The following is a 6,718-nucleotide window of genomic DNA, read 5'->3' as shown; positions in this document are numbered from 1 at the left end:
AGAGAAGTAAAAATACATAATTACTATTGTTTTATGTCTTCTCATTTACTCCTATTTTACTTCTCTTTGTGCAATAAGTTTTTAAGTGATTTATTCACAAAGAGGCTAAAAAGAAGCTACGCTTCTCACGTGAGCAAGCTCGTTTACAATATATATTAAAGCGTTACCAATTTTGCATTTCGACTATGCGTGATTGTGTGCGTGCATATTCAAAGCTCAACTTTTTACCTTTATATAAATGTTCAATGTCGGTTTGCGCATTTATCACCAGCAATTTATGGCAATCGTAAAACTCATCTACTAAGGCAATAAAGCGCCGTGCTTCGTCGTCAAAGGTATGCTCATCAAGTGTTTTTTTTTCGCGTTGGTAGCTATCTTCTATACCATGAACTATAACTTTACCCGTTGCTTTAACACCCATTTGCGACACGTTCGATACATATAACACATCAAATTTGGTTGCTAAAAACATATAGTCGTTAGCACTACGTGGGCCTGAACATAGCGCCATAAAATCAATCATCAAGGCGTTATCGGCTCTTAATAAATAAGGTAAATCGCGCCCATGCACACTAACTGTATTGCTGCATGTTACAGCCGGATACGAAGCTAAAAACTTATTTTCAAAATCGTGATTTGATAAATTAATAAAATAGTGACGACTGTTTTTACCATATCTAAAGCGGTGATCGTCCTCCCCCGCCACGTTAATGATATGGCAGTAACTATTAATTAAATCGATAGTAGGTAAAAATCGCGCACGTTGCAGGCCGTTGTAATAAAGCTGCTCTGGCTTTGCGTTCGATGTGGCCACCAGCACGACACCTTGTTCAAACAACGCATTGAACAATCTCGCCATAATCATAGCATCGCCAATGTCGCTCACAAAAAACTCGTCAAAACACAATACACGAATACTTTTAGCCCACTGTTTTGCAATTAGAATGAGTGGATTTTTTTGACCTTGTAGCTGCGAAAGTTGGGCATGCACTTGTGCTATAAAATGATGAAAATGCAGCCGCTGCTTTTGTTCAATTGGTAGGTTTTTATAAAATAAATCCATTAACATGGATTTACCACGCCCTACGGGTCCGTATAAATAAACACCTTTTATTAAAGTCGCTTTTTGCCACCATGATGTGTGAGCTTGAAGTTGCTCGCTTAGCGTATTTAAAGCTTCCACTGCATTTTGCTGCGCTGCATCAAAACACAGTTCACCCGTGTCTATTTTTGCTTGGTAAAGGCTTAAAATTTGTGTGCTGTGCACTGTCATGGTATTTCACTATCGGCTATAATCGCGCCCATTGTAGCCGACTAAAAATGTGAACCAAAATGAAATTCCCTTGCCGCTTAGATAAATTTATTAGCCACTTAGCTGAAATACCGCGTACCCAAGCTCGCGCGAGTATTAAGCGAAAAGAAGTAAGCGTTAATGGCGAAGTAATCACATCACATAATTTTCAGCTAGCCCAGCAAGATGAAGTACTGTACCAAGGTACACCTTTGGTATTTTTAGGTAAGCGTTATTACATGCTAAACAAACCTGTTGGCTATGTATGTGCTAACAGCGACGAGCTACATAAAACTGTTTTTGACTTACTTGATGAGCCAAATATGAGCGACTTTCACGTAGCAGGTCGCCTTGATATAGATACCACAGGGTTAGTTATTATTACTAATGATGGCGATTGGTCACATAAAATTACGTCGCCTAAAAGCAATAAATTTAAAACCTACCTCGTCGAAACCCAAGAGCCGATTACCGATGAAGCGCTTGAGCAATTACGTACAGGCGTCATGCTGCATAACGAAAAAGATTTAACCCGCCCAGCTATAGCAGAAAGACTTGCTAATTACGGCCTGCGTTTATCAATAAGTGAAGGTAAGTATCATCAAGTTAAGCGTATGCTTTACGCGGTAGATAACAAAGTAGTTGAGCTGCATCGCGAGCAAATTGCGGAAATTACCCTAGATGAAAACTTGGCCAGTGGTGAATATCGATTATTAACAGCGCAAGAAATTAAGCTATAAAAGCGCTTTAAAGGAGCCTAAGTTTGGATATACTAGGGCGTGTTGAACTTTGTGGATTGAAATTTGTTCAATCTAGGGGCGATTTAATCGCGGCGCGAGGTTTGTAACCTAGTGGGCTAAGTAAAAATCGAGCAACAAAGAGTTAATCGCCCCTAGAAAGAACCCAAAGGGCAGAGCATGTTTGGCATTTATGCTGCGTTATCGCCTAATTATGGGGAATAACCACACTACATAGGCTCTGCCTTGCCTAAAAACCAAACATACTACTGCAAATTCAACCACCAACGTTCAACACGCCCTAACTAAAACAATATAGCCAAACTTTTACTTGAGCCTGTTGGCTTGCTCTACTAAAATAGCGCCCTTCAAAATTACTAAGGTCGGCCGTGTTAGTTAATTACAATCCCCCTATGAGTCCGTATTTAACGATACTTTTTCAGGATGACGACTTACTGATAGTTAATAAACCAAGTGAGTTATTAACTGTCCCAGGTAAAGATCCTAAACATGCCGACAGCTTAATTAATCGTGTTAATCGTGTTTTTCCAACAGCAAGAATAGTGCACCGCTTAGATATGGCGACTTCTGGCATACTGTGCCTTGCCATGAATAAAGCAGCACACAGACATTTAAGTATGCAGTTTCAAGAGCGCGAAACAGCTAAACGTTACATAGCACGTGTATACGGACAACTTGAAGCTGAAACAGGATCAGTAGATTTACCCCTTATTTGTGATTGGCCTAATCGCCCAAAACAAATGGTTGATCACGACAGAGGTAAACCTTCGCTTACGCATTTCAAAATACTTGAGCGTGAAGAAAATGCAACCCGTGTAGAGCTAACTCCCATCACTGGTCGCTCGCATCAACTACGTGTGCATATGTTAAGCCTTGGTCATCCTATTTTAGGTGATAGACTTTACGCCCACAAAGAGGCACTTGCTGCCGCTCCTCGCTTACAATTACATGCACAAATGCTGCAATTAAAGCACCCTGTAACTGAGCAAGTACTTACTTTTGAAGCCGAATTAGAGTTTTAACAGGTTTAAATTTACTAGCTAATTCGCTCTATACATTAAACTTTTAGATAACCTTGCCGATACCTAACTAATTGTCATTAGTTAGGTGCGTTATGCTATTTACACGGTTTTTAAAAGGGGCTTTTTATATACAGCTCAGCTGTGCCCTACTTTTAGCTAACCCCATCAGCGCGGCTGAACATATTGCTCCACCTAATCTATCAAGCATTGAAAATAGCGACATTGAGCGACTACTTCCAAGCGATGAAATAAAGCCTATATTGGCGGGTGAAACAGAATTTTTAAGCCTTTACAGCGAGTATATGAGTAGTAATTTTAGAGGTATCGTAATACTTATACCCGATTGGCACTCTTCACCTACCAATAATTCAGGTATGAGCTACTTGCGCAAAGAGCTTAATAATTTAGGTTACAGCACCTACGCAATGACAGTGCCCGACATTGATTGGCAAACTAGTAAAATGGCAAAAACAACGCCCAGCGAAACCGAAGCTGCGCCGAGTAACGCCGAGGAGCCTGCATCATCCGACACAGCAACAAACGCACAACCGCAGCCTGCAAAAGTAAAAGGAGAACCTCATTACGTTAATGCAATTGAAAAAGTAACCGACGACATACTTGATAACTATAAAATAAATCTCATTTCTCGCTTTAATGCGCTGTATCAAACCGCTATGGAAGATTCGAATAATATAGTGGTTATAGCACAAGGCACGAGTGCGGGTGTGTTGTTGGAGTACTATGCAGATTTTCCGGACGAGAGAGTTGAGGCATTTATCAGTTTAAGTAGTTACTTACCTAATACCAAGCGTAACGAAAGCTTGAGCCAAACAGCATCACTTGTTACACCCGCCTTACTTGATATTTACTATGCAAATGACAGCACAGACATTTTAATGAGCCTTAAAAATCGTCAGCGCTGGGTTGACCGAAATGCAAAATTTGATTACCGCCAACGCCAGTTGTTTGGCCTGCGCGATCAACCCGATCAACACGCACGCCTAACAAAAGAAATAGACGGTTTTTTACGCCGACTTTTTTAAATACTCATAAGCAGCTTGAATATCTTGGCTCTTTTTAACAGCCAGTTCCATCATGTGCTTTGGTAAACCTTGCGATACTAATTTATCTGGATGATGTTGCGACATAAGTTTACGGTACGCTACTTTTATATCACGCTGCGTTGCATCGCTACTTAAGCCTAATAACGCCAATGCTTGCGCACGGTTCATATTATTATTTGGCGGTACATGGTGGCCAGAACCTTCACGGTAACTACTACTTTGACCTTGGTTTTGTTGCTGCTGATTAAAGCGCTGTTGTTGCTTTCTAAAGTTAAACTCTGCTTGGTAGCGCTTTAATACAAATGCAAAGTGTGTTTTAGAAATGCCTAGCTGTTTACTTACTTCTGCTAATAATTGCTTTTCTTGTTCGGCTAATACCCCGTCAGAAAACGCCATTTGAATTTGTATTTCTAAAAACAACTGTATTAGATCGTTTCGTTTAGCAAAGCGTTCTTTAAAATCGTGTACTGTTTCTTTAAGTGAAAAGTCGCTCTCTTTACCTGACTGAAATGCATGTTGTGCTTCGCGGCGTTCTTCGCCCTTTAAGCCCATTTCATCCATAAACAAGTTAGCCGCTTTTATATGTACTTCGCTGACTCGACCGTTCGATTTTGCAATGTGCCCCATGACAGCAAAGCAGCTTGAAAAGAATAAAGCTTGGCGCTCGTGAACATCGTCACCACTAAATAAGCTAGAAAAGCCGCCTGCTTTATCAAAGTTATTTTTTAAGCTTTTATCAAATAAATGACCTAGGTATAAACCTAAAATGGCACCAAATATTTTGCCAAACATAAAGCCAAAACAAAAACCGAGAATTTTTCCCCACATCTATAATACTGCCTTCTTAAAAATTGAGTTGTTGCGCCTCAAGGCGCTTGTTTAATTGGTTTAAACGCTCTGGTGTACCAATATCATCCCACTGCCCTATATAGAGCTCAGTAGAGACTAAATGTTCATTTAGCTTTTCACGTAAAATAGGCCCTAAAGGGCGAATACCTTGCGTTAATCCTTTAAAAAAATCAGCCTGATACCGGCCAATCCCCGAAAAGGTATATTTTTGACTCTCGGCCGATAAATGGCTCAATGCAAAGTCGCCATCTGGATTGTGTGGCGGGTTTTCTATAAGCACTATGTGCGCCTCACCGGGTTGTAAATGAAGTTGCTTTAGCGAACTTACATCATAGTCGGTGTATACATCGCCATTTACTACAATGAACGAGCCACCCAACAACGGTAACGCTTCAATAATACCGCCGGCCGTTTCAAGGCCACCTTCAACTTCTTGGCTATAAAGTATATTTACGCCAAATTGACTGCCATCTTTAAAGTAGTCTTTTATTTTATCACCCTGCCACGCAAGGTTTATTACAATATCGGTAATGCCGGCAGCTTTAAGGTTATTTATATGGTGCTCAATAAGTGGTTTTTGTGCCACTTTTAACATTGGCTTTGGCATATTTTGCGTGAGCGGCATCATACGTTGTCCGCGCCCTGCAGCTAAAATCATCGCTTTCATGAGCGCTCCTTTGCCAACTTTTCAGTCACTTTTGGCACTATGATATTTTTTGTCCACTCACTCAATGCTTTAAGCTCTGGGTAATTTGCCGCTACTTCAATAATGTAATCAAGCGTCGGTAAAATATTATCTAAATAACCTGTTTTACCATCGCGCAAATATAATCGACAAAATATACCCGCAGCCTTTAAGTGGCGCTGTAATCCGGTTAAATCAAACCAATATTTAAACTCATCAAATGAAGTGTTAGCCAGTAAATTTTGAGCCGTAAATTCTTGATAAGCAAAATCAAGCAAGCTTGTTAACTCTTTTTGAGGCAGTTTAAAATAGCAATCGCGTAGTAGCGATACTAAATCGTAGCAAAGCGGCCCGCGTACCGCATCTTGATAATCTATAATTGCCCACTGGCCGTTACTGTTCATAATATTACGGCTATGGTAATCACGATGAACGGTAACAGTGGGTTGCTCAAGCATGGCCTTTATTAATAGCTCTGAACTTGTTTGCCACATTACTTTTTGTTCTGCGCTTAGTGGCTCATTAATAAAGTCACTCACTAACCACTGGCTAAATATATCAAGCTCTAGTGTTATAAAATCTTCGTTGTACGCTTGCATAGCAGAAGCTGCCGGCGTTTTAGCCCACTGGGCGCTTAAGCTTATTAATGCTTTATAGTGCTCGGTGCGATTTGCATCATCAAGCATATCGGCTAGGTGCGTACTCCCTAAATCACTAAGAATAAAAAAGCCCTGTTTCTCATCACTTGCAATAATAGTAGGAAGTAAAAAACCTTGCTCAACAAACACCTGATTTAGCGAAATGTAAGGTTCGTTATTCACTTTTTTTGGATCTGAGTCCATCACTATTAAATGCTCATTATCGTGATTTAAACGGTAATAACGGCGAAAGCTAGCATCACCTGTGATCGCGTTTAAAGTATGCGACTTGGCATTAAGGTGTATGTTTATAAATTGTTGTAAATTCTCAAAGCGTGTCATTTTATAAGATATCTATTTTTCACTAAGTTAATTAGGTCAATTACTGTAATTGCCATTATTTTCCTTTAT

The 6,718-nt window shown here is 40.1% G+C and carries 7 protein-coding genes; 3 read left to right on the top strand and 4 right to left on the bottom strand.

Features of this window, described 5'->3' with window-relative positions; all coding sequences use genetic code 11:
* Positions 1–163: 163 nt before the first annotated feature.
* The gene (gene zapE / locus GQR38_RS11260) at positions 164–1,273 is read right to left on the bottom strand and encodes a cell division protein ZapE (protein ID WP_165721162.1); all 1,110 of its coding nucleotides are present in this window, start codon (positions 1,271–1,273) and stop codon (positions 164–166) included.
* Positions 1,274–1,332: 59 nt separating this feature from the next.
* Between zapE and rsuA the strand changes: the two genes are divergently transcribed.
* The 3 genes from rsuA (at position 1,333) to GQR38_RS11245 (ending at position 4,114) form a co-directional block, all read left to right on the top strand.
* Complete coding sequence (rsuA, locus tag GQR38_RS11255) at positions 1,333–2,031, top strand: 16S rRNA pseudouridine(516) synthase RsuA (protein ID WP_165721163.1); 699 nt, start codon at positions 1,333–1,335, stop codon at positions 2,029–2,031.
* Positions 2,032–2,417: 386 nt separating this feature from the next.
* Positions 2,418–3,071, top strand: coding sequence for a bifunctional tRNA pseudouridine(32) synthase/23S rRNA pseudouridine(746) synthase RluA (gene rluA, locus GQR38_RS11250; RefSeq protein ID WP_024589793.1), 654 nt, complete (start codon positions 2,418–2,420; stop codon positions 3,069–3,071).
* 92 nt (positions 3,072–3,163) lie between these two features.
* Positions 3,164–4,114 (top strand): DUF3530 family protein, encoded by a 951-nt coding sequence (locus GQR38_RS11245; RefSeq protein ID WP_165721164.1) that lies wholly within the window; start codon positions 3,164–3,166, stop codon positions 4,112–4,114.
* On the opposite strand, the gene djlA is transcribed toward GQR38_RS11245, so the two are convergent.
* From djlA to GQR38_RS11230, 3 genes are read right to left on the bottom strand one after another with little or no spacing between them, the layout of a single operon-like run.
* Entirely contained in the window at positions 4,097–4,963 is an 867-nt protein-coding gene (djlA, locus tag GQR38_RS11240) for a co-chaperone DjlA (RefSeq protein ID WP_007585079.1), read from the bottom strand. The two genes, GQR38_RS11245 and djlA, sit on opposite strands and share 18 nt — an antisense overlap.
* A gap of 16 nt (positions 4,964–4,979) precedes the next feature.
* Positions 4,980–5,651, bottom strand: coding sequence for an N-acetylmuramate alpha-1-phosphate uridylyltransferase MurU (gene murU, locus GQR38_RS11235; protein WP_165721165.1), 672 nt, complete (start codon positions 5,649–5,651; stop codon positions 4,980–4,982).
* Positions 5,648–6,649 (bottom strand): phosphotransferase, encoded by a 1,002-nt coding sequence (locus GQR38_RS11230; RefSeq protein WP_165721166.1) that lies wholly within the window; start codon positions 6,647–6,649, stop codon positions 5,648–5,650. Before GQR38_RS11230 ends, murU begins: the two co-directional genes overlap by 4 nt.
* Positions 6,650–6,718: the final 69 nt, after the last annotated feature.

Origin of the sequence: Pseudoalteromonas sp. c7(2019) (genome assembly GCF_011378625.1) — a bacterium.
In the GTDB taxonomy this organism is placed as follows: domain Bacteria; phylum Pseudomonadota; class Gammaproteobacteria; order Enterobacterales; family Alteromonadaceae; genus Pseudoalteromonas; species Pseudoalteromonas arctica.
The sequence above is the reverse complement of the archived record's forward strand: the minus strand, read 5'-3'. Positions and strand labels throughout refer to the sequence as shown.

Bases quoted from the DNA above. Each gene is read 5' to 3' on its own strand.
- zapE (WP_165721162.1), bottom strand. From the start codon at position 1,273: ATGACAGTGCACAGCACACAAATTTTAAGCCTTTACCAAGCAAAAATA.
- rsuA (WP_165721163.1), top strand. From the start codon at position 1,333: ATGAAATTCCCTTGCCGCTTAGATAAATTTATTAGCCACTTAGCTGAA.
- GQR38_RS11245 (WP_165721164.1), top strand. From the start codon at position 3,164: ATGCTATTTACACGGTTTTTAAAAGGGGCTTTTTATATACAGCTCAGC.
- djlA (WP_007585079.1), bottom strand. From the start codon at position 4,963: ATGTGGGGAAAAATTCTCGGTTTTTGTTTTGGCTTTATGTTTGGCAAA.
- murU (WP_165721165.1), bottom strand. From the start codon at position 5,651: ATGAAAGCGATGATTTTAGCTGCAGGGCGCGGACAACGTATGATGCCG.
- GQR38_RS11230 (WP_165721166.1), bottom strand. From the start codon at position 6,649: ATGACACGCTTTGAGAATTTACAACAATTTATAAACATACACCTTAAT.